Annotated in this window: 19 protein-coding genes and 1 pseudogene; 10 read left to right on the top strand and 10 right to left on the bottom strand. The window is 74.8% G+C overall.

The window, feature by feature from the left end; translation table 11 throughout:
- Nucleotides 1–20 precede the first annotated feature (20 nt).
- The gene (locus tag ACF053_RS01160; protein ID WP_391951840.1) at nt 21–1172 is read left to right on the top strand and encodes a low temperature requirement protein A; all 1152 of its coding nucleotides are present in this window, start codon (nt 21–23) and stop codon (nt 1170–1172) included.
- Between the two features lie 173 nt (nt 1173–1345).
- Here ACF053_RS01160 and ACF053_RS01155 read toward each other — a convergent pair whose 3' ends face one another.
- Nucleotides 1346–2884 (bottom strand): carboxylesterase/lipase family protein, encoded by a 1539-nt coding sequence (locus ACF053_RS01155; RefSeq protein ID WP_391951839.1) that lies wholly within the window; start codon nt 2882–2884, stop codon nt 1346–1348.
- Nucleotides 2885–3345: 461 nt separating this feature from the next.
- On the opposite strand from ACF053_RS01155, the gene ACF053_RS01150 reads away from it, so the two are divergent.
- From ACF053_RS01150 to ACF053_RS01125, 6 genes are all read left to right on the top strand, one after another.
- Nucleotides 3346–3537, top strand: a complete 192-nt coding sequence (locus tag ACF053_RS01150; RefSeq protein ID WP_391951838.1) for a hypothetical protein — start codon at nt 3346–3348, stop codon at nt 3535–3537.
- 11 nt (nt 3538–3548) lie between these two features.
- Nucleotides 3549–4304 carry a hypothetical protein gene (locus ACF053_RS01145; RefSeq protein ID WP_391951837.1) on the top strand — a complete coding sequence of 252 codons (756 nt, stop codon included), beginning with the start codon at nt 3549–3551 and terminating at the stop codon, nt 4302–4304.
- Between the two features lie 164 nt (nt 4305–4468).
- Nucleotides 4469–5383 carry a DUF6895 family protein gene (locus tag ACF053_RS01140; protein WP_391951836.1) on the top strand — a complete coding sequence of 305 codons (915 nt, stop codon included), beginning with the start codon at nt 4469–4471 and terminating at the stop codon, nt 5381–5383.
- Nucleotides 5380–6357 (top strand): DUF6895 family protein, encoded by a 978-nt coding sequence (locus ACF053_RS01135; RefSeq protein WP_391951835.1) that lies wholly within the window; start codon nt 5380–5382, stop codon nt 6355–6357. The genes ACF053_RS01140 and ACF053_RS01135 overlap by 4 nt, the downstream gene beginning before the upstream one ends.
- Nucleotides 6354–7421 carry a serine hydrolase domain-containing protein gene (locus ACF053_RS01130; protein ID WP_391951834.1) on the top strand — a complete coding sequence of 356 codons (1068 nt, stop codon included), beginning with the start codon at nt 6354–6356 and terminating at the stop codon, nt 7419–7421. The genes ACF053_RS01135 and ACF053_RS01130 overlap by 4 nt, the downstream gene beginning before the upstream one ends.
- Nucleotides 7422–7517: 96 nt before the next feature.
- Nucleotides 7518–8471 (top strand): aminoglycoside phosphotransferase family protein, encoded by a 954-nt coding sequence (locus ACF053_RS01125; protein ID WP_391952613.1) that lies wholly within the window; start codon nt 7518–7520, stop codon nt 8469–8471.
- Nucleotides 8472–8549: 78 nt separating this feature from the next.
- Here ACF053_RS01125 and ACF053_RS01120 read toward each other — a convergent pair.
- The 4 genes and pseudogenes from ACF053_RS01120 to ACF053_RS01105 all read right to left on the bottom strand — a co-directional run.
- Nucleotides 8550–9185 (bottom strand): annotated as a pseudogene (locus tag ACF053_RS01120) (DUF998 domain-containing protein); the annotation flags it as partial.
- 89 nt (nt 9186–9274) lie between these two features.
- Nucleotides 9275–9661, bottom strand: a complete 387-nt coding sequence (locus tag ACF053_RS01115; protein WP_391951833.1) for a VOC family protein — start codon at nt 9659–9661, stop codon at nt 9275–9277.
- Nucleotides 9658–9951, bottom strand: a complete 294-nt coding sequence (locus ACF053_RS01110; RefSeq protein WP_391951832.1) for an ArsR/SmtB family transcription factor — start codon at nt 9949–9951, stop codon at nt 9658–9660. The genes ACF053_RS01115 and ACF053_RS01110 overlap by 4 nt, the downstream gene beginning before the upstream one ends.
- A 75-nt stretch (nt 9952–10026) precedes the next feature.
- Nucleotides 10027–11229 (bottom strand): erythromycin esterase family protein, encoded by a 1203-nt coding sequence (locus tag ACF053_RS01105; RefSeq protein WP_391951831.1) that lies wholly within the window; start codon nt 11227–11229, stop codon nt 10027–10029.
- A gap of 69 nt (nt 11230–11298) precedes the next feature.
- Between ACF053_RS01105 and ACF053_RS01100 the strand changes: the two genes are divergently transcribed.
- On the top strand, nt 11299–12033 hold the full coding sequence (locus ACF053_RS01100; RefSeq protein ID WP_391951830.1) for a TioE family transcriptional regulator: 735 nt from the start codon (nt 11299–11301) through the stop codon (nt 12031–12033).
- A gap of 400 nt (nt 12034–12433) precedes the next feature.
- Entirely contained in the window at nt 12434–13603 is a 1170-nt protein-coding gene (locus ACF053_RS01095; RefSeq protein WP_391951829.1) for an alanine--tRNA ligase-related protein, read from the top strand.
- A 170-nt stretch (nt 13604–13773) separates the two neighbouring features.
- Here ACF053_RS01095 and ACF053_RS01090 read toward each other — a convergent pair whose 3' ends face one another.
- Nucleotides 13774–14259 carry a GNAT family N-acetyltransferase gene (locus tag ACF053_RS01090; protein ID WP_391952612.1) on the bottom strand — a complete coding sequence of 162 codons (486 nt, stop codon included), beginning with the start codon at nt 14257–14259 and terminating at the stop codon, nt 13774–13776.
- A gap of 35 nt (nt 14260–14294) precedes the next feature.
- A complete protein-coding gene (locus ACF053_RS01085; RefSeq protein ID WP_391951828.1) occupies nt 14295–14666 on the bottom strand; it encodes an ArsR/SmtB family transcription factor in 372 nt (123 codons plus the stop codon).
- A 185-nt stretch (nt 14667–14851) separates the two neighbouring features.
- On the opposite strand from ACF053_RS01085, the gene ACF053_RS01080 reads away from it, so the two are divergent.
- On the top strand, nt 14852–16258 hold the full coding sequence (locus ACF053_RS01080; protein ID WP_391951827.1) for an NAD(P)-binding domain-containing protein: 1407 nt from the start codon (nt 14852–14854) through the stop codon (nt 16256–16258).
- A 151-nt stretch (nt 16259–16409) separates the two neighbouring features.
- On the opposite strand, the gene ACF053_RS01075 is transcribed toward ACF053_RS01080, so the two are convergent.
- From ACF053_RS01075 to ACF053_RS01065, 3 genes are all read right to left on the bottom strand, one after another.
- Nucleotides 16410–16958 carry a phosphatase PAP2 family protein gene (locus ACF053_RS01075; RefSeq protein ID WP_391951826.1) on the bottom strand — a complete coding sequence of 183 codons (549 nt, stop codon included), beginning with the start codon at nt 16956–16958 and terminating at the stop codon, nt 16410–16412.
- 300 nt (nt 16959–17258) lie between these two features.
- The gene (locus tag ACF053_RS01070) at nt 17259–18365 is read right to left on the bottom strand and encodes a YihY/virulence factor BrkB family protein (protein ID WP_391951825.1); all 1107 of its coding nucleotides are present in this window, start codon (nt 18363–18365) and stop codon (nt 17259–17261) included.
- 119 nt (nt 18366–18484) lie between these two features.
- Nucleotides 18485–19099: a hypothetical protein gene (locus tag ACF053_RS01065; protein ID WP_391951824.1), complete on the bottom strand. Its 615-nt coding sequence runs from the start codon at nt 19097–19099 to the stop codon at nt 18485–18487.
- Nucleotides 19100–19419 lie beyond the last annotated feature (320 nt).

The raw sequence follows: 19419 nt of genomic DNA, 5'->3' as shown, positions 1-19419 counted from the left end.
CGTCCCCCACTGCCTCAGGGGTGGAGCACAGCAGGCACGCGGGGTGGCTGGAGCTGTTCTTCGACCTCGTGTTCGTGGCCTTGGCCGGCCAGCTCGCCCACTCGTTGCACGGCGACCCCGGGCCGGCCGACTTCGCGGTCTTCCTGGCGCTCTACCTGCCGCCCTGGTGGGCGTGGATCAACCTCACGGTGGCCGCCAACCTCTTCGAGGACGACACCGCGCGCCGTCGGCTCCTCATGCTCACCGCCATGCTCAGCCTCGCGGTCATGACGGTCGCCGTCACCGAGGCCACGGGGGAACGCTCCACCGCGTACGCCCTCGGTTACGCCGGCTCCCGCGTCGTCCTGCTCGGGTTGTGGTGGCCCTCCACCACCCGGCCCCTCCACCCCGGCGACGCGCTCGTGCCGAGGTGGCGACCGCTGGTGTACTGCCTCGTCCCGGCCGTCGGCTGGGCCGCGTCGGTCCTGGTGCCGGTCCCGTGGCGGTTCGTCATCTGGGGCGTGCTGCTCGCGGCCGAGATCGGGGTGCTGTTCGTGGAGCGGAGCGCCGGGCTGCCGCGCAGACTGCACGTGGGGCACCTGGTGGAGCGCGTGGGGCTCTTCGTGATCATCGTGTTCGGCGAGTCGGTCGTCGGGCTGATCGGGGCGCTGGACACCGAGTGGACCGCTGCTGCCGCGTGGGTGGCGCTCGTCGGCTTCGTCATGCTGGCCGCCCTGTGGTGGTCCTACTTCGACTTCGGGTCCGCGGCGGCGGAGACCGTGTTGCGTGCGGCGGCGGTCGACAGGGCCGTCCCGCTCGCCCGGGACGTCACCGCCTTCCTCCACTTCTTCGTCACCGCGGGGGTCGTGGCCATGGCGGGCGGTCTGGCCACCGCCGTGGAGGAGGCCGGACAGGGGCACGGGCACCTCGCCCACGGCGCGGTGGTCGCCCTCGCCGGGGGCCTGGCGCTCTACCACACCGCACACGCCTGCATCGCCCTGCGCTTCGGCCGCCGCCCCCTGCTCGTGGCGACCTGGGCGGTGCCCGGCGTCGGCGTCCCGCTCCTGGTCGTCGGCGTCGCGGGGCACCTCGCGCCCTGGCAGGTCGTCGCGGTCCTGACCGCGGAGGTCGTCGCCCATCTGCTCTACGCCCGATGGGTGACGACACGACGGCTCCGCACCCGCACCGCGTGACGGCGGTGTGTACGGCGGCCCGGCGCTTCGACCGCGGGGCCGACCGGACGCAGGGCCGCCCGACCGCCGTGCCGATCGGACTCGGTGCCGCCGCCCTGGCGGCCGGGCCCGGACCCCGTGACCCCGTCCGGCCGTCCTGGCGGCCGGTCACCGGGTCCGGGTCGGCCGTCGGTTCACGGCCGCAGGAGCGGGAATTCGACGCGGGCCCACAGGTCGCGTACGGCGGTGGGCGCCTCGTCGGCCCCGGTCCCCTCGGTGGTCCAGACGTGGCTGCGGGCGGAGGGCCCGTCCGCCGGCGGCCAGCCCGGCTCCCCGGTGGCGGCGAAGTCGGCCCAGGCACGCACCATGCGCCCCGCCAGTTCGCGGTCGGCGGGGGTCGGTGGACCGCCGATGAGGAACTCCACGTGGGGACAGTCCAGGGTGCCGAAGGCGAACGGCACGTCGGCGCAGTGCCAGGCCCGTACCACCCCGTCCGGCTCGCGGCGCCGACGGTCGAAGCGTGACCGGAACACCCTGCCGCCGCCCCGTGCGTGCAGTTCGGCGAGCCGGGTGGTGAACTCGCCGAACACCAGGTCGCCGAAGACGGCGAGGTAGACGTCGAGCACCGGGGCGTGGGGCATGGCCGCGCGGTAGCCGGCGACCAGGCCCTCGGGGAGGCCGAAGTCCTCGGCGAAACGGGCGAGCCGCTCGTCGGTGGTGACCTTGGCGCTGCTGCCGACGGCGTCGAGCAGCCAGTACTCCTCGGTCGTGTGACAGACCAGCAGGTCCACGTCGCGGGCCGCGCCGGCGGCCAGCCGTGCGAGGGGGTCGGTGGGCAGGACGTCGCCGTCGAGGACGGGGGCGTAGAGCACGGGGTCGTAGTGGCGGGAGCCGGACGCCGGGTCGTTCCGGTAGGCGTCCACGACCCGGTCGGAGGCGGCGACCAGGGCCTGCGGGCTGGTGGAGGCCAGGCCCCGGGCCGTGGCGGCGCACCCCGCGGCAGCGGCGACCTCACGGGTCGTCGCCGCGGCCGTGCCGGGGGTGGCGAACGGGCTGGCGGCGCTGTGCGCGATGGCCCGGTGGAACAGGCGCCGGGCCCGGTCCATCACCATCAGGCAGGCGACGGACGTGGCTCCGGCGGACTGGCCGGCGACCGTGACGTTGCCGGGATCCCCGCCGAACGCGGCGATGTTGTCGCGTACCCAGCGCAGGGCCGCGACCTGGTCGAGCAGGCCCCGGTTGTCCGGGTGGGCGTTCGTGCCGTCGCCCGGGGTGCCGGCTTCCGCGTGGTCCGGCTCGTCGGCCGGTACGTGTCCGAAGCCCTCGAACCCCACCCGGTAGTTGAGGGTGACCACCACCAGACCGGCGCGCGCCGGCGCGGTGCCGTCGAAGTCGGGTTGGGCCGAGGAGCCGAAGGTGTACGCGCCGCCGTGGATCCACACCAGCACGGGCAGGCGTCCGCCGACGCGCGCGGGCGTCCAGACGTTGACGGTGAGCACGTCCTCGTCACCGGGCGACCACGCCGGGGCGCCGGGCAGTCGGGCCGACTGGGGGGCCACCGGGCCGAAGGAGGTGCAGTCCCGGATCTCCGTCCACGCCCGTGCCGGGCGCGGCGCCCGGAAGCGGTCGGCGCCGAACGGCGGGGCGGCGTACGGGATCCCGAGGACGGCGACGACGTCGGCGGACGCGCGCAGGCCCCGTACCGGACCGGTCGTCGTCTCGAAGACGGGCATGGGGGCCACCTCTCGCCGCGGGTCACGTCGCCGGGATCGGCGGTGGCGCCAGCCTCCCACCGCTCCGTGGGCCATGACCAACACCGAGATCACGGCGATTGACGCGCCCGTGATGTCAATTGGCCCCGGAGGTCGGTGCCTTGGGGTTCGTCGGCGATCACGCCGATGGGCCCGCAGGCCGCGTCCGCGTGCCGCCGCCTCCGTCGGGCCGACGGCGGCCGTACGAGCACCGGCCCCCGGCCCGGCGCCCGTTGGGGTGACACGCCCTCTCCGCCACTGTGCGCGCGAGGGCTCGCCGGCGCATCCGCCCGCCGGGAGCTCGAGGGCAACCAGGTGATTAAACCTGGCTTTACCATTGTTTTAATTGACAAATCACCCAAAGGGTGATTTGCGAGGTCGGCCTGTGTGTGCTGCGCTGGATGTGCAAGGAAAACTGCCCACTCCAAAGGAGATGGTGGGGTATGGCGACGCAGGACAACGTGACCCGTGACCAAGTCAAGGCCGCGCTCGACACCGAGGTCGAACAGGTGCTGAACCCTGGCGAGGCCCAGGGCTTCTACCGTGACACCCGCGAATGTGCGGCACTTGCCCTGAAGGGCGGCTCCGGCAGCCTGCTGCTGTCACCGCCTGCTCCCCGTCCCAAGAAGCGCTGACGGGTAACGGCATGGAGAGTCCCGGCACTCAGACGCCCCTGGCGGGCGCTGTGCAGGACCTCGCTTCCCAGGTGGTCTCCGCCCTCCGGGGCGGAGACCACTCGGCGGTGTTCGCCGGTACGGCGGCGTCCGTCACCAGCGACGAGGACCTCCTGCTCGCGGCCGTACGCGTCCTCGGCCCCGACGCCCTGCTGCCCGGCACCCTCGGCACGAGCCCACCGCACCCCGACGACCTCGCACTCTTCGAGAAGGCGGTCATCGCCTTCCCACCCGCCCCGGACGCGTCGGTCACCTCGCGCTGGACCCACTGGGGGATGACGCGCACCCTGCGCGACCTCGGCACCGCGGCCATCGTCCCGCACGACGACGAACCCGACACCGCATGGGTGGACACCCTGCCCTGGCAGTCCCTCACCCATCAGCTGGCGCTTCTCGCCGGCCTCGCGCTGCCCCCGGTGCCGGCCGCTGCCCAGGCGTCCTCCGTGCCGACCGCGCCCGCGACGGTGGAGAGCGCTCTGGTTCGCGCCGCCGGTCGGCGTACCGTCGACATCGCGCGCGGCTTCGTCCGTGCCGTACGCCGCCGGGGCTGGCTGCAGGCGGCCGGGGCGGGCCGCTGGCTGTCGGTCCTGGACGACGTCCCGGACACGCTGGGGCTCGACACCGGGCTGGAGTTCGTCGCGGCGATGGGCGGCGACGACCCCCGCGTGGCCCTGCACCTCCACGCCGCCCGGCACGGGCGGGCGCAGGCCCGGGGGGACGCCCGATGACACCGCCACCCGCGGGCCCGCCCCGCGGAGGCCCGACAGACCTGACGGGCCGGCCGGGCCGTACGCGTCCGACGGGTGGGACCGAGCCGACGGACAAGACGCGCCGGACCGATCCGACCGGCCGGACCGGCCCGACGGATCTGACCGCTGTGGCCGGTGCCGCGTTGAGCTGGCTGTCAGCCCACCGCGCCGACTTCCGTCTCGGGCCACATGCGCTGGAGCCGGACGCCGACCCCAACGCCTCGTGGAAGCGCGTCGGCGAACTGGCCCAGCTGTGCGTCTGCGTCCGCCGCAGCACGGCCCCGGGCTCGCCGTTCCACGGGGCGGCGACCGCCCTGGTGCACCACGCCTGGCACGAGGCCGGCGACGGCGCCCTCTTCCTCGACGTCCAGCGCCTCGAACCGAACGCCACGTACCCCCTGGAGGTGTACGCGGCGTTCGCCGACGCGGGACTGCGCCACCCGCCGTACGAAGAACTGGTCGGCCTGCTCGTGCGCACCCGCGGCTGGCGCACCCCGGAGCTGCTCCCCAACCGCCTGCTCGGCCTCCTGAACTCGGAGCACCGCGCCGGGCTGGCGCCGCGCCGGCCGATGGACGAGCCGCTGCGGCACACGTGGCTCGGGGCCCTCCCCGAGCCGTGGCTCTTCGAGAAGTCCGCCGCCTACACCCTCACGCACGTCGTGTTCCACCTGACGGACTGGGGCCACCACCCCGACGCCGTCCCCGACGACATCGCCGCCTACCTGCACACCTGGCTGCCGCCCTGGCTCGACACGTGCGTCGAAGCCGAGCAGTGGGACCTCTGCGGCGAACTGCTCGCCGTCGCCGCCAGCCTGCCGCGCCCACCCGATCCGGACGCCACCGAGGAGGCGTGGGCGGCTCTGGCCGCCGCGCAGGACGGGGACGGCGCCGTGCCCGAGGTCGGCCGCGGGCCGCGCGGTGAGGACGTCCCGCGCGTCTTCGTCAACTGCTACCACTCGACGCTGGTGACCGTCTTCGCCGCCACCCTGACCGCGGCCCGCCGCACCGGCCACCCCCGCGGCGACGACCGGCACACCCCCCGGGAGGCACCGGCATGAGCGGCACCACCGGCGCGGGCGGCCCGACCGGCACCGACGGCACGACGGGCACGGCCGGGATCCGTCTGATCCAATCGGTCGGCACGGGCGCGTTGGAGTGGCTGCACGCCCACCGTGACGGGTTCGGCCTCGAACCGGACGTCAACCCGGAGACCGGCTTCCTCGACCGCTTCAAGCCCGTCGGGGAACTCGCCGTCATCTGCAAGGTCCTGTTCCGGGAGGGCGTCGCCGGCTCCCGCCACGCCGCGCTCGCCCGCCAGCTCCTCGACCACGCCTGGCGGGACGTCCTGGACGGGGGCCGCATGTTGGTCCGCGGCCAGCGGATCGAATCCCTCTCGCCCATCCCCTTCGAGGTCTACCTGCCGTTCAGGGAACTCGGATACGAGCACCCCGAGCTGGACCGCCTGATCCGGCTCAACCACCGCCTCGGCAGCTGGCAGGCCGCGGAGCTCCTCCCCGCCCGCCGACTGTGCCTGAGCGCCTTCGAACGCCGCTACGGACTCACCCCGACCATGCCCGAGGACGAAGCGGCCCGCCGCACCTGGCTCGCCCACACCCCGGAGCCGTGGACGGTCGACACCCGCACCGGGTACGACATCACCCACACCGTCTTCCACCTGACCGACTGGGGCGAGAACCCCGCCGGCCTCCCCCCGGACATCGCCCGCTACCTCGACCTGTGGCTGCCCGCCTGGCTCGACGACTGGACCGACCTGGAACGCTGGGACCTGCTCGGGGAGCTGCTCGTCGTGGACGCCTGCCTGACCCGCCCCACGCTGGACGCCGCCACGTGGGAGGCGTTCGCCGCGGCCCAGCAGCCCGACGGCGCCATGCCGGCCATCGGCGGCATGCCCGAGGGCGACCCGGAAGAGGTGTTCGACATCGTCTACCACTCCACGCTGGTCGCCGCGTTCGCCTCCGTACTGGCCACCTCGCGCGCCTTCACCGCCCTGGTCGACGGGGCCCCCTCGTGACCGCGCCGACCACCGTCGACCCGGTCTCCCGCGCCCCGGCCACCGGGACGCGGGAGACCGACGCCGCACGGCTGGACGACGCCGTGCGCGCGGTCGACGCCCCGGACGTCGTCTTCGCCCTGTCCCGCCACGGCCACCGCACGGTCCGCTGCGGCGGCACCGGCCCCCCGCCACCCACGCCGCGCGAGCGCCTGCGCTACGAACTCGGCTCGGCGTCCAAGCCGTACACCGGACTGCTGCTCGCCCACCTCGTCCACCTCGGGGTGCTGCACGGGACCGACCCGGCCTCGGCCTACCTGCGCCCCGAGCACGGCACGACCGTCGGACCGCGCGGCCCCATCACCCTCACCCACCTCGTCACCCACACCAGCGGACTGCCGCCGCTCCCCGCCGACTTCTACGCCCAGGCCCTGCCCCGGTGGGGTACCGACCCGTACGCCGGCTACCCCTCCCGCAAGGTCGTCCGCGCCTTCCTGCGGAGCCGTCCGCGCCACGCGCCGGGCACACGCTGGCGGTACTCGAACTTCGGCGTCGCCGTCCTCGGCCACGCACTCGCCGCCGCCACGGCGACCCCCTGGGAGGAGCTGGTCACCGACCACCTCCTGCGCCCCCTGGACCTCACGGGGACCGGGCTGCGACCGGCCGGCCCCGGCACCGACGCCACCGGGTACCGCACCGACGGCACGACCCCCACCCCACCCCTGCGGATCGGCGGCTTCCAGGCGGCGGGCGCGGTCCGGGCCACCCCTCACGACCTGCTCACCTTCCTCGAAGCGCACCTCGCCCCCGACGGCACGCCCCTCGCCGAGGCGCTCCACGAGGTGCGCCGTCCCGTACTGCGCCGGGGATTCGGGCACCGCCACACCCACACCCTGACGTGGTTCCGGCACCCGGCGGCCGACGGCGGCACGATGTACTTCCACAGCGGCGCCACCTGCGGCCAGACCTCCTTCCTCGGCTTCCGACCGGACCGGAGCAGCGCGCTCGCCGCCGTCTGCAACCGCCGCCACGGCTCCACCAACGCCCTGATCCCGACGGCCTACGCCCTCCTGCAGAGCCTCTGACGGACCTCCGGCGCCGCCCTCCCCGGCCCGACCGGAAAAAAGGTGGACGCCCACGGCCCGCCGCCGGTCGGATGGGGTCGCATGGACGCAGCACGCATGCACCCCGGCCGGCACCCCATCGACGACGACCTCGTACGGCGGCTGGTCGCCGGGCAGTTCCCCCGCTGGGCCGGGTCGCCGGTGCGCCGGTTCCCCTCCGGCGGCACGGTCAACGCCATGTACCGGCTGGGCGACGACATGGTCGTACGGCTGCCGCTGGTCGCCGGCGCGGCCGGCGACGTGGAGCTGGAGCGGCGGTGGCTGCCCCGGCTCGCGCCGCGGCTGCCCGTCGCCGTCCCGGAGGTGCTCGGGGCGGGGGAGCCGGCGGAGGGGTACCCGTGGCCGTGGTCCGTGTACCGGTGGCTGCCGGGCGGTCCCCCCGACGAGGCGGCGCCGCCCGAACCCCTGCGGCTGGCGGAGGACCTCGCCGGGTTCGTGGCCGCCATGCGGAGCCTCAGGCTGCCGGACGGGCCCCGGGCCCACCGCGGCGGCCCGGTCTCCTCCCTGGACGCGGAGACCCGCGCGGCGATCGAGGAGCTGCGCCGCACACCGGGGGAGGAGGTCGACTGCGACGCCGCGACCGCCGTGTGGGAGGAGGCGCTGCGGGCCCCGGCCTGGGACGGACCGCCGGTGTGGCTGCACGGCGATCTGATGCCGGGGAACCTGCTCGTGCGCCGCGGCAGGTTGAGCGCGGTGATCGACTTCGGGTGCGCGGGAACGGGCGATCCGGCGTGCGACCTGTTCCCGGCGTGGAACCTCCTGCCACCCGACGCCCGGGAGGCCTTCCGCGCGCGGCTCGGCGTGGACGACGCGACCTGGGTACGCGGCCGCGGGCGGACGCTCTCGCAGGCACTGGTGGCGCTGCCCTGCTACCGCACGACCAACCCGGCCATGGCCCGCAACGCCCGACACGTCATCCGGGCCGTCCTCGGCGAGCGCCGGGCCCCGGCTGGTCCCGGCGCCCATCGCCCGGACGCCGCGGCCCCGGTCCGTGACGGCCGCTTCCCCTAGGCGTGCGGCCCCCCGCCGGGGGGCGGGCCCGTCGCCGGCTCGTGGTGCCCGGCGCCGCAGGCCGCGGACCGCGAGGGCCAGCGTCCACAGGAGGATCGGGAGCGTCGCGACCCTCTCCATGCCGCCCCTGCCCAGACCGAGGTACCGGTGGGAGAGGAAGAGCCCGAAGGCGGCGAGCGCCACGACGCCCAGCAGGCCCGTCACCCGGCGCAGCGCGCGCGGGACGTCGTCCGCCAGGCCGGAACCGGCCGCCACCAGCCCGATGTTGCCGGTGCCCATGATGAGGAGGGCGCCCAGGAGGTGCTGGTTCTCGTCGACGTCGGCGGGAGCCGGCCCGGCCGGCACGAAGCCCGCACCGGCGCCCACGGGCAGGCACCGGGCGACGGCGCCCGCGGCGCCCCGGCGCCACGGGCCGGAGGTGAGGACGGCGCCGACGACGAGGAGGGCGCCCAGGGCGACGAACGAGGCGTTCACCAGGGCGTGCTCGGGGGAGCAGACGTACCGGGGCTCGGGCTCCGCCCGGAGGGCGCAGTGCGCGCCGCCGAGGTCGCTGATGTCGTTCCGGGCCCAGCTGTACGGTCGCGCCCACGCGGACTCGACGACGACGTGGAGGACGAAGAACTGCACCACTCCCGCGATCCCCGCGGAGTACCCGACGCGAAGCCCCGACTGATCGTCCGCTCCCGGGTGTTGCCGGTGCGGGAAGTCGATCATGTGGTGTCGAGGAGGGGCACTCCGGAGCGCCGCCGGAAGGTCCCCCCACCCCCGAGGGGGCGTGCGCGGGGGCCCGGGCCGGTCCCGCCCTACGCGCTGTGGACGAGCTGGATGAGGTTGCCGCAGGTGTCGTCGAGGACGGCGGTGGTGACCGGCCCCATCTCCAGCGGCTCCTGGGTGAAGCGCACCCCGAGCGCGCGCAGCCGGTGGTACTCCGCGCGCACGTCGTCGACGGCGAAGGAGGTGGCCGGGATGCCGTCCTCGACCAGCGCCGTCTTGTACGGCTGCACCGCGGGGTGGCCGGAGGGCTCCAGGAGCAGTTCGGTCCCGTCGGGGTCCTCCGGCGAGACCACGGTCAGCCAGCGGTCCTCGCCCAGCGGGACGTCGTGCTTCCGCACGAAGCCGAGTACGTCGGTGTAGAAGCGCACCGCCTTCTCCTGGTCGTCCACGAAGACGCTGGACAGGTGGATCCTCATGGGCTGTCCTCCGATGCATCGGGCCTGAGCCACCGGTTGACGATGTGCTCGAGGGGTTCGGTGTTCACGTCGTGGAACTTGTAGCGGCCCTCGCGTCGTGGGAGGACCAGACCGGCCGCCTCCAGCACGGCCAGGTGCTGGCTGATCGCCTGGCGGGACAGTCCGATGCCGTGTGTGGTCACCAGTCGCGCGCAGAGCTCGAACAGGGTCTGGCCGTCCCGCTCGACCAGCTCGTCGAGGATGCGCCGACGAGTGGGGTCGGCCAGCGCCTTGAACACATCCTCCGCCATGACCGCCACGATAGGCAAGTAGCGACTTGCCTATCAAGTCGGGCGTGTCCGCCACCGCCTGCTCCGCCGGGCCCCTCAGCCCCCCACGACGTCCCTGACGAACACCAGTCCGTCGGTGCCGGCCAGGTGCGCCGGGTCGAACGGGGCGTAGCCGAACCAGGGGGACACGCGGGGTGCGAGAGGCACGTCACCGAGGGCGGCGGCCAGCCCTGGCGCGTCGACGAGGCACCGCTCCTCGGGCCGCGCGTACAGGATCCCTTCGACCGTGTCCGGTGGCGGGACGTCGACGCCCCGGTGCCGCAGCGTCCCGAGGGCCGTGGCCACGACGGCGTACTCCTCGCCGAGCCGGGCACTCACCAGCGCACCCGCGCTCCACCACTCCAGCGGCATCCCGCCCATCCGCATCGAGCTCTTCGCCCGCTGGAGGTGGGAGTTGTGCGCGTGGACGAGCGCCGGGCCCCGAGCGGCCAGGGCGAGGAGGTTGTCGGCCATCATCTGGTCGCGCACCCCCACCAGCCGGGTCAGGCGCGCGGATGAGGCGTCGGCCATCCAGTGGTGGTAGCGCAGCAGTCCGAGGGCGGTGCGCCCGTACAGGCGCGCCCGGTCCCAGTCGCCGCGCGAACCCGCCGTGAGCAGGTGCGGCGCCTGCGCGTCGAGCAGCGCCACCAGGTCGTCGACGACCACCCGCAGCCGACGGGCCTCGCTGGACTGCCCCACGGACCGGGACGGGTCCGTCATCGCGGCGGGGTCCGTCCACCGGTCGTCGGTGCCGAGCAGCCGGTCGAGCGTCGCCGTGGTGCAGGGGAGCAGGGCCGCGTCCACCCGGGTCGAGAGGTGGTCGTGGAGCGCGGTGAGGGCCTGCCGGGGGCTGGCGGCGCCGGTGATCTCCAGCGGTCCGTCGAAGCCGGCGAAGCGGAGCCGCTCGGACGGGGGCCGGCCGGTGTTGTGGGCGCGCATCCAGCGCACGAGCTCGCGGTTGCCCGCGTGGGCGCCCCAACCGTGGCTGAAGCCGTGCTCCATGACCCAGTCGAGGGTGCCCCCGCCCCCGGTGACGTAGTCGTCGACGACCAGGCCCTTCAGGCAGTCGCTCTCGATCGCGATGGTGCCGAAGCCCTCCTGCTCGACGAGGTGCCGGAAGAGGTCGTTGCGCAGGTCGAGGAGGGCCTCCTCGTCGTGGGTGGGCTCGCCCAGGGCGAGCAGTCGCGGTGGGGCCGGGAGCAGCGCCATGACGGCGGCGGCGTCGACCGCGTGGACGGTTTCCGTGATGTCGGTGACCATGCCTTCAACGCTATCGTTGAAGTTACGGTGGAGACTTTTCGCCGTCCGGCCCAGGGTCACGGGGGAACGATGACGCACAACCCTCAAAGTGGTCGACGGCTCCGGCCGGTCGACCTGGCGCGCCGGCACGGTCTGTCGACCCAGGCGGTCAGGAACTACGAGGAGGCCGGCATCCTCCCGGCCGCCGACCGCACCCCGAGCGGCTACCGCGCCTACACCCCGCTGCACGCGGCGGCCCTGCGCGCGTTCCTCGCGCTCGTGCCCGGCCACGGCCACCGCACGGCGGCGTCGATCATGCGGGCGGTCCACGCGGACCGGTCCGAGGAGGCGTTCCACCTCATCGACGAGAGCCACGCCCGGCTCCTCGACGACCGCCGGACCCTGCGGGCCGTGGAGGACGCCCTGCGCGACCTGGGACGCGGCGGCGGAGTCCCGCCCGGCGCGGCGGCGGCCGGGCCGGGCGGCACGTTCATCGGGCCCCTCGCGGCCGGACTCGGGATCAGACCCGCGACCCTGCGCACCTGGGAGCGCGTCGGACTGGTCCACCCGCGCCGCGACCCGCTGACCGGGTACCGGGTCTACGACGAGGCCGACGTCCGGGACGCCCGGCTGGTCCACCAGCTCAGACGGGGCGGCTACCCGCTGGAGCGGATCGCCCCGCTGATCACCCGGGTGCGGACGGCCGGGGGAGTGCAGCCGCTGGAGGGCACGCTGTCCGACTGGCACGGCCGGCTGTCCGCCCGGGGGCGGGCGATGCTGACCGGCGCCGCGGAACTGGAGGTGTACCTCCGCGAACGGGCCTGACGCGCCGGCGATCCGCCGGCGCCGGGCGGCGCGCCGGCGTGCCGCCCACCGTGCGCGTCGCGCCTCGGGGCGGCGGGGCACGCGGATCACCGCCGGCGCCGGGGCGCGGACCGTCGCTCGTCGAACGGCGCGGGCGGGCCGAGCCGACCGTACGGCGCGAAAACCGGCTGCCCCCACGGACGGGGCGCGTTACCGTGGCCGTATGCACGTCACCGGCCGAAGCACCACCGCGACCGCGCGAGCGACCAGCTCGCCGGTTGCCGCCGCCTGACGTACCCCGTCCCACCGGCGACCGGAAACGGTCCGCCGGTGGACCCGTGGCGTTCGACGCCCCGGTTTCGACGACTGCGCGGTTCCGTTGTCCGGCGCCTCCCCGCTGCGACGCGAAGGAGCCACCCCCATGCAGACCGAGCAGATCGTCCGCACGTTCGTCGAGTACTTCGAGGAGCGCGGCCACCGCCGCGTCACCGGCTCGACGCTGCTGCCGCCGCCCGGCGACCCGGTGCTGTTCACCACCTCCGGCATGCATCCGCTCACCCCCTACCTGGAAGGACGCCCCCATCCCCTCGGCAGGCGGCTGGTCGACGTCCAGCGCTGCCTGCGCACCACCGACCTGGAAGAGGTCGGTGACCCCACCCACCTGACCGTCTTCGAGATGCTCGGCACCTGGTCGCTGGGCGACTACGAGGGCCGGCAGAGCCTCGCCTGGGGGTACGAGCTGCTCACCGAGGGGCTCGGCGTCGATCCGGTGATGCTGCACGCCACGGCCTACGCCGGTGACGACCGGGTGGGACCGGACACGTCCTCCGTCGACCTGTGGGAGGGCCTCGGCGTCCCCGTCGAACTCACCGTGGAGGACAACTGGTGGTCCAACGGGCCCACCGGCCCGTGCGGCCCCGATTCGGAGGTGTTCCTGTGGACCGGCGACACCCCGCCCGAGTCGACGCCCACCCGCGACGACCGGTGGGTGGAGGTGTGGAACCACGTGATGATGCGCCACCGCCGACTCGACGACGGCTCGCTCCTACCGCTGCCCCAGCGCAACGTCGACACCGGTCTCGGCCTGGAGCGACTGGCCGCCCTCCTGCAGGGCCGGTCCTCCGTGCACGAGAGTGACGTCTTCGCCCCGTGGCGCCGCTCCGTGCCGGCCCTGTGGCCGTCACTCGACGAGCCGTCACTCCGCCTCGTCTGCGACCACCTGCGCTCGGCCGTCGTCGTGCTCGGCGACGGGGTCCACCCGGCCCCCACCGGGCGCGGGTACGTCCTGCGGCGCCTGGTGCGGCGGGTGCTGACGGTGCTGTGGCGGGACGACCCGTCGCGCAGCCTGGGCGACCTGCCGGACGAGCTGGTCCGGCACACCCTGGACCGCTTCCGGCAGGGCACGGACCCGGACTTCGTGTCCCGGACGCTCCTGGAGGAGGAGCGGCGCTTCCGCCGGCTCCTGGAGCGCGGCCGGCAGGTCCTCGCCCGGCCCCGCTTCCGGGGCCCGCTCGACGAGGAGGACCTCCACTACCTCCACGACACCCACGGCCTCCCCCGGGACCTGGTGACGCACCTGCGCCAGGAATGACGCCCACGGGCGCGGCGCGTTCGGGACGGGCGCGTCATCCGTGACGGACGTGACCCGCTCCGCGTCCTGACCGGTGACGTGCCCGCGACCGGGGCGCGGGACCGGCCGCGCACTCCCCTCCGGGGATCCGGGCATCCGAACGGTCGAACGTCCGGCCGTCCGGGCCCGGTCTAGGTGATGGCGGGGCTGCGGCGTTCGACGAGGATCACGTCGCGCCAGACGCCGTGGTGGCGGCCGATGCGTTCCCGGGTGCCGACCACGCGGAAGCCCGCGCGGCGGTGGACGGCGAGGCTGGCGCTGTTCTCGGGGAAGACGCCGGACTGGATGGTCCAGATCCCGGCCCGCTCGGTGGCGTCGATGAGGGCCCCGAGCAGGGTGGAGGCGACGCCCCGGCCGCGGGCGGCGGGGTGGACGTACACGGAGTGCTCGACCACGCCGGCGTAGGCGCACCGGTCGGAGACCTTCGTCGCGGCGACCCAGCCCAGCACCCTCCCGCTCCCGTCGAGCGCGGCGAAGCGGTGCTCGGGCGGCCTGGTCGTGGCGAACGCCTCCCAGGTGGGTGCGGTGGTCTCGAAGGTGGCGTCCCCCTCGTCGATGCCCGCCTGGTAGATCGCCAGGACCTGGTCGGCGTGTTCGGCGGTGAGCGGCACGATCAGCGTGGTCACTTGCTTCCCCTGTCCGTCGGTGGTCGTCAGGCCCCGGCCGGCGGGGCCAGGAGCTTGCCCATCGCGGCGAGCACCGACGGTTCGACGCGGTAGTAGACCCAGGTGCCGCGCCGCTCGGAGGAGAGCAGGCCCGCGTCCTTGAGCTTCTTCAGGTGGTGGGAGACGGTCGGCTGGGAGACGCCGACGTCGGAGATGTCGCAGACGCACGCCTCGCCGCCCTCGTGGGAGGCGACGGCGGAGAAGAGCCGCAGGCGGACCGGGTCGCCGAGCGCCTTGAACATCCGGGCGGCCGTCTCGGCCTCCTCGGCGGTCATCGGGCGCTCGGTCAGCGGCGGGCAGCACGGCACCGCACCCCGGGCGTCGGCTCCGAGCAGCGGCAGCGCCTTCGTGTTCGACATGTGTCTATGTTGACACGCGTCGAAGCAGACGGGGGAGGGGTTGCCGGGTCGGGGGCGCGGGGTGGCCGGGTCGGAGAGGTGGCGAGGCTCTTGTATAGACATCTGTCTATGTTGACGCCCGTCTATGCAGGTGTCATCCTGGCGGTGCAAGCCATCGACGTTCGTCGAATCAACGAGGAGTCGCCGTGAACGCGCCCGCCACCGCCGAGCTGCCCGTCGTCGTGATCGGAGCCGGGCCCACCGGCCTGGCCGCCGCGGCCCACCTGGTCGGCCGGGGCATCGAGCCCCTGGTCCTGGAGGCCGGGCCCGCCGCCGGGGCGGCGGTGCGGGAGTGGGCGCACGTCCGCCTGTTCTCCCCCTGGAGCGAGGTCGTCGACCCGGCCGCCGAGAAGCTCCTCGCCCCGACCGGCTGGACCCGACCCGACCCGGCCACGTACCCCTCCGGTGGTGATTGGGCGGAGTGGTACCTCCAGCCGCTCGCCGAGGTCCTGGGCGACCGGGTGCACCTCGGCGCGACGGTCACCGGGGTGTCCCGCGCCGGCCGTGACCGCATCGTCGACGCCGGGCGCGAGGCCCAGCCCTTCGTCGTCCACGTCACCCGCGCCGACGGCCGCGAGGAGCGCATCTCCGCCCGCGCCGTCATCGACGCCTCGGGCACCTGGCGCACACCGTCCCCGGCCGGTGGCAGCGGTCTGCCCGCCCTCGGCGAGAAGGCGGCCGCCGACCGGATCTCCTACCGGGTCCCCGACCTCAAGGACCCGGCCGTCCGCGCCCGGTACGCGGGCCGGCGCACCGCCGTCGTCGGCTCCGGCGCGTCCGCCTTCACCGCGCTCGCCTCCCTCGCCGACCTCGCGGAGTCGGACGCCGGCGCCGGGACGAAGGCGGTGTGGATCCTGCGGCGGGGCATCTCCGGCTCCACCTTCGGCGGCGGCGAAGCCGACCAGCTGCCCGCCCGGGGCGCCCTCGGCCTGGCGGCGAAGGCCGCCGTCGACCGCGGCCACGCCGACGCCGTCACGGGCTTCCGCACGGGGGCCGTCGAGCGGACGCCGGACGGCCGACTGGTCCTCGTCGGCGAGGACGGCCGCCGCCTGGACCCCGTCGACGAGGTGATCGCCCTCACCGGGTTCCGCCCGGACCTGTCCTTCCTGTCCGAGCTCCGCCTCGACCTCGACGAGCGCCTCCAGGCCCCGGTCCGGCTCGCCCCGCTGATCGACCCCAACCAGCACTCCTGCGGCACGGTCTACCCCCACGGCCATCGCGAGCTCTCCCACCCCGACCAGGGCGTGTACCTGGTCGGCATGAAGTCCTACGGCCGCGCCCCCACCTTCCTGGCCATGACCGGCCACGAGCAGGTCCGCTCCGTGGCCGCCGCGCTCGCCGGCGACCTGGACGCGGCCGACCGCGTCGAGCTGACCCTCCCCGAGACCGGGGTCTGCGGCGGCGCGGGGCTCTTCGACGCCCCCGACGCGCAGCCCGGTACCGACGGCGGCTGCTGCGCCACGCCCGAGCCCCCGCTCGTGCGGCTCGACGCGCCCGCGACCGTGCCCGTCACCGCCGAAACGGCCCCGGCGGGCGGCTGCTGCGGCTCCTGAACCCGCCTCGTGCCGCCTGTGCGGCGGGGGCCGCGACCGGAACGGGGGACCGGTCGCGGCCCCCGCCGCGTCCCGGGCCGGTCGTCATCCCCCAGGCTCCGTCGTGGTCCCCGGCCCGCGTCGTACCGCTGCGGGACCGTGCCGCCCCGGCTCACAGCTTGGCGCGCACCCACAGTGCCGGGGCCTCGTGGACGAGCCACGCGCCGGCCAGACCGATGACGGCGCCGACGGCGACGTCGCTCGGGTAGTGGGCGCCGGAGTGGACCCGCTGGACCGCGACCGCCGCGGCGGGGACGGCGCAGACGGCGCCCCACGCGGGGTGGACGAGGGCGACGCCGGTGGTGAAGCCGACGGCGGCGGCGGTGTGCCCGGAGGGGAACGACGAACTGTCCGGCCGGTCGTGGACGTCCTCGTGCGGGATCAGCTCCTCGGGAGGCCGCCGCCGTTCGTAGAGCTGTTTGCACACGGCGTTCGACACCAGCTCCGCCAGCCCCATGGCGGCCAATCCGGCCACCGCGGCCTTCCTCTCCCGGTAGCCGCCGGCCGCCGACATGACCGCCGCCGCGGCCCACCACAGCTTGGTGCGCTGCGCCGCCGTCTCGACGGCGGGCAGTACCCGCCGCGCCAGGGGCGAGGTCCAGTGGGCCGCGCGGCGGGTGAGCCGGCGGTCGCCCTCCCGCAGATCATCGAGATCCATCATGAGCGCCGGTTGCCCGGCTCCGCGACCGGCACACGCATCCGGGCGGATCGGCTGCGACGGAAGCGGGAGCCGCTCCTTCCCCCGCGGGCCCCTCCCGCCGGGCGGGCCGGCTCCCCGCCCCTCCGGCGCGGGCAGGGCCGACTGCCGTGTCCCCTCCCGCCGGGCGGGTCGGCGGCCCGCGTGCCCCGCGCCGGGCAGGGCCGGTTGCCGGCCCCGGACTCATCCGCGCAGGACGGCTCCCGGGGCCGTCCCGACGAGCGGGACGGCCCCGGGGGCGCGTGTGAGCGGACCGCCGCGCGGTCAGTCGAGACGGCGGTGGTCCTCCTCGGTCCACTTGGCCGTGTCGCGTGGCTGCACGTACGGCTCCTCCGTCGTGGGGTGGCCGCCTTCGATGGCGCGCTGACGGGCCATCTCCGCGTCGAACTCCAGACCCAGCAGGATCGCGAGGTTGGTGATCCACAGCCACACCAGGAAGACGATGACACCGGCGAGGGTGCCGTAGGTCTTGTTGTAGGAGGCGAAGTTCGCCACGTACAGGGCGAAGCCGGCTGAGGCGATCATCCACAGGAGCAGCGCGAGGAGGCTGCCGGGGGTGATCCACTTGAACCCCCGGCCCCGGGCGTTGGGAGCGGCCCAGTACAGGATCGCGATCATGATGGTGACGAGCAGGACCAGGACCGGCCACTTCGCGATCGACCACACCGTCATCGCCGTGTCCCCCACGCCGAGGGCGGAGCCCGCACGCTGGGCGAGCGGGCCCGTGAAGACGACGATCAGGGCGCTCACGACCGCCAGCACCATCAGGACCACCGTCAGGACGAGGCGCAGGGGCAGCACCTTCCAGACGGGACGGCCCTCGGGCATGTCGTACACGGCGTTCGAGGAGCGGATGAACGCGGCGATGTACCCGGACGCCGACCACACGGCCAGCAGCAGACCGACGATCGCCATGAGCGAGCCGGTCCCGCCGTTGCCCTGCAGTTGCTCCACGGCGTTCGTGATGATGTCCCTGACGGGTCCGGGTGCCAGCTTCTGCAGGTTGTCCATCACCTGCTGCGTGGCCGACTTGCCCGCGATCCCCAGCAGGGAGACCAGGACCAGCAGGGCGGGGAAGAGGGAGAGGACCCCGTAGTACGTCAGGGCCGCGGCCCGGTCGGTCAGCTCGTCGTCCGTGAACTCCTTGACCGTCCGCTTCAGCACCGCGAGCCACGACCTCTTCGGCATGGCGGTCGGGTTGTCGGGGGCGTCGCGCTCCACCTGCGGATCCGGGCCGATGCCGTCCGACTCGCGCGGGGTGTCGGGCTCGGCGCCCCGCCGGTCCTGGTCCCTGTCCCGGTACTGGTCGCTGCCGTCGCGGCGTCCGGGGACGTCGTCTCCGTTGTGCCCTGGTTCTGGTGTCCGTGCCATGTCAGTGGGGTAACCGCTCCGAAGGGATGGAAACGAGGCGCTTCTGTGGGGGTGCGCAAGGTTTCGTCCCCCACCTGGCGTGGGTCCCGCACCGGAGGGGACCGGACGGGACGGCGGCGTCAGTCCGCCGGGCGCCCGCAGTGCGACATGTGCGCCATGTGCGCCATGTGCATGGGCGGCACCATCGACCGGGCCCGCTCCCACCTGCCGCGCGCCTGCTCCTCGGGGCGCTGCTGCTCGCCGTGCAGGGCGTTGAGGACGAGCAGGCCGCCGGTGAGGGCGGGGATCACCCACTGCATGCTGGTCAGCCGGCGCTGCGCCTCGTCGGTGTCGACGGGGTGCTCGGCGGCCTTCTCCGCGTCCTCGGGACTGTCGGAGGAGGCGAGCTCGATCTTCTTGCCCAGGACGCGGCTGTACGCGGTGGCGGCCAGGGCCGCGCCGGTCAGGAGCGTCTTGGCCACGGTGGACGCGCCCACGCCCCGCTGGGTGGCGACCCGGTCGGCGTTCACCGCCAGCAGACCGGTGGCCCCGACCAGGTGGACGGCGATCGCCGCGGCGTTGACGGGCGTCCACTTCGCCCATCCGGCACTGGCGATCCGGGCGGTGTCCCGCCACGTCCCGCCCTCGTTGCGGGCCGCGCCGTTCAGGCCGACCGCACCCATCAGCGAGCCGCCGAACCACGCGGCGAGACCCAGGTCGTGCAGGCTGCGAAGCCCGGTACTGCGTTCCGACATCTCGTTCGCTCCTTGTGACCGAAACGGCCGACACCCCGCCGGCACGCACCCCACGGTTCCCCGTCCCGACCGCGCCCGCACGCCGTACTGCTGCGAACGGACCACGAGCACCCGCAGGCGGGCCCCCCGTCGGGACCGGTCACTCCGGCGGGCCGGCCGGGCCTCTCGCCGGACGCGGCGACGTACGGCCACCCGGTGCGCGGGGCCGGCCGCGGCGCCGCACGGCGCCGCGGCCCGGGGCGCCGGGAGCAGGAGCACGCCGACGGGCACGGACGGTGGTGGCGGGCGGTGGAGGCGGGTGGCCCGTCCGCCCGGCCGGC

Source organism: Streptomyces kanasensis (genome assembly GCF_043077165.1).
Classification (GTDB): domain Bacteria; phylum Actinomycetota; class Actinomycetes; order Streptomycetales; family Streptomycetaceae; genus Streptomyces; species Streptomyces changanensis.
The sequence above is the reverse complement of the archived record's forward strand: the minus strand, read 5'-3'. Positions and strand labels throughout refer to the sequence as shown.